Source organism: Aliidongia sp. (assembly GCF_035943795.1).
Classification (GTDB): Bacteria; Pseudomonadota; Alphaproteobacteria; order ATCC43930; family CGMCC-115725; genus Aliidongia.
On record NZ_DASZBY010000132.1, the window covers coordinates 1 to 2,270 of the forward strand.

Consider the following 2,270-nt stretch of genomic DNA (forward strand, 5'->3'; position numbering starts at 1 on the left):
TTCATCGCCAAGAAGATCGAAAGCGGCGAACTCCCGGCGCTCTACAAAAAATGGATCGGCGGTGACCTGCCCACCTTGCCGACGACCGGCGAAGGCGACGCGCCGCTGCCGATCGCGATGGTGAAATAGCCCGAGTGCAACAGACGGGTGGCCTTAGCGGCCGCCCGTTCCGGCAGCCCATGCCCGCCAGTCCCAAGGGATCAGAATGATCGAACTCTCGGCACCGCTCGCACCATCCCCCGACACGCCGTCGACGGCCGACGCCATGATCGTCTTCGAGCATGTCGAGAAATGGTACGGCAGCTTTCAGGTGCTGAAGAACATCAACCTGACGGTCGCCAAGGGCGAGAAGATCGTCGTGTGCGGACCGTCGGGCTCGGGCAAATCGACGCTCATCCGCTGCATCAACCGGCTGGAAGAATACCGAAATGGCCGGATCCTCGTCGACGGGATCGACCTCGGCGCCGGCACGAAGAACGTCGAGGCCGTGCGGGCCGAGGTCGGCATGGTCTTTCAGCAGTTCAATCTCTTCCCGCATCTGACGGTCCTGCAGAACTGCATGCTGGCCCCGATGCGGGTGCGCGGCACCGGCAAGGCCGAGGCCGAGGCGATCGCGATGAAATACCTGAAGCGCGTCCGCATTCCGGAGCAGGCCGGCAAGTACCCGGCTCAGCTCTCCGGCGGCCAGCAGCAGCGCGTCGCCATCGCTCGCGCGCTGTGCATGACGCCGAAGATCATGCTGTTCGACGAGCCGACCTCCGCCCTCGATCCGGAGATGGTGAAAGAGGTGCTCGACACCATGATCAGCCTCGCCGAGGAGGGCATGACCATGCTGTGCGTGACCCACGAGATGGGCTTCGCGCGCAGCGTGGCCGACCGGGTCATTTTTATGGACCGCGGTGAAATCGTCGAGATGGACCGGCCGGATCGGTTCTTCGCCAATCCCCAGAACGAGCGCACGCGCAGCTTCCTGGGTCAGATCCTGAACCATTGAGCGCCCGACCCCGTCGACCACCGCCCCAAGCCTTCATCGAGGACCAGGCCATGCTTCCCGGAAATTTCTATGACGACATCAAGATCGGCGACGAGCGGCTGACCCCCCGCGTCACGGTCACCGAAGGGCACATCCTGGCTTATGCGGGTGTTGCCGGCGATTTCTCGCCGGTGCATCTGGATGAAGTCTACGCCAGGACCACCGAGTTCGGTGGCCGCATCGCCCATGGTCTGATGGGGCTGTCCCTGACCGATGGGCTCAAGGTGCAGTCCGCCTTCTTCCGGGACGGCATCGCGCTCGGCTGGTCGTGGAATTTCAAGCGGCCGATCCGGATCGGCGACACGCTGCAGGTCACGTTTCGCATTCGCGATGCGCGGGTGTCCAAAAGCAAGCCGGACATGGGGATCCTGTTCATCGAGATCCAGCTGCTGAACCAGCGCGGCGAGATCGTCCAGGATGGCGAGCACAGGCTGATGGTGCCGCGACGTCCGGAACTCGTCGCCGCGGAGGCGTCGGCGTGATGCGCAACAAGTTCATGTCGGCGGATGACGCCGTGAAGCTCATCAAGGACGGCGACACGGTGGCGCTGATCGGCGGTGGTGGCGGTCTGATGGAGGCGAGCCACGTCTTCCGGGCCGTCTCCCGGCGGTTCCTGTCGACCGGCTTGCCGCGGGCGCTCACCGTGCTGCATGCGCTCGGCATCGGCGACAAGAAGACCGAAGGCATGAACCACTTCGCCCATGAGGGCCTGGTGAAGCGGGTCATCGGCGGGCACTGGGTCTGGTCGCCCAAGATGCAGGAGATGGCGCGCGACGAGAAGATCGAGGCCTATGTCCTGCCGAGCGGCTGCGTCATGCAGCTCTATCGCGAGATCGGCGGCAATCGGCCGGGCCTCTTCACCCATGTCGGACTCGGCACCTTCGTCGATCCGCGCCACCAGGGCGGCAAGATGAACCAGTCGGCCAAGGAGGACCTGGTCGAGGTCGTCACCATCGGCGGCAAGGAACTGCTCTGGTACAAGTCCTTCCCGATCGACGTCACCATCATCCGCGGTTCGTTCGGCGACGCGGACGGCAACATCAGCCTCGACCAGGAGGCAGCGAACGTCGACGTCTATGCCGCGGCACTCGCCGCACATAATTCCGGCGGACTGGTGATCGCGCAGGTCCGCACCGCCGTCGACCTGAACTCCCTGCCCGCACGCTCCGTGCGCGTGCCGGGCGCGATCGTCGATGCCGTGGTCGTCGATCCGAACCAGCAGATGAGCTACGATCTG

The 2,270-nt window shown here is 64.6% G+C and carries 3 protein-coding genes; all 3 read left to right on the plus strand.

All coding sequences use genetic code 11. The features are described 5' to 3' along the window. The first annotated feature begins 265 nt into the window (after positions 1–265). Positions 266–994 carry an amino acid ABC transporter ATP-binding protein gene (locus VGV37_RS25565; protein ID WP_326882627.1) on the plus strand — a complete coding sequence of 243 codons (729 nt, stop codon included), beginning with the start codon at positions 266–268 and terminating at the stop codon, positions 992–994. Between the two features lie 50 nt (positions 995–1,044). Further along, positions 1,045–1,515, plus strand: coding sequence for a MaoC family dehydratase (locus tag VGV37_RS25570; protein WP_326882625.1), 471 nt, complete (start codon positions 1,045–1,047; stop codon positions 1,513–1,515). After that, positions 1,515–2,270 (plus strand): CoA-transferase (locus VGV37_RS25575; protein WP_326882626.1); only part of this gene is annotated, 756 nt, incomplete at its 3' end. The genes VGV37_RS25570 and VGV37_RS25575, both read left to right, overlap by 1 nt.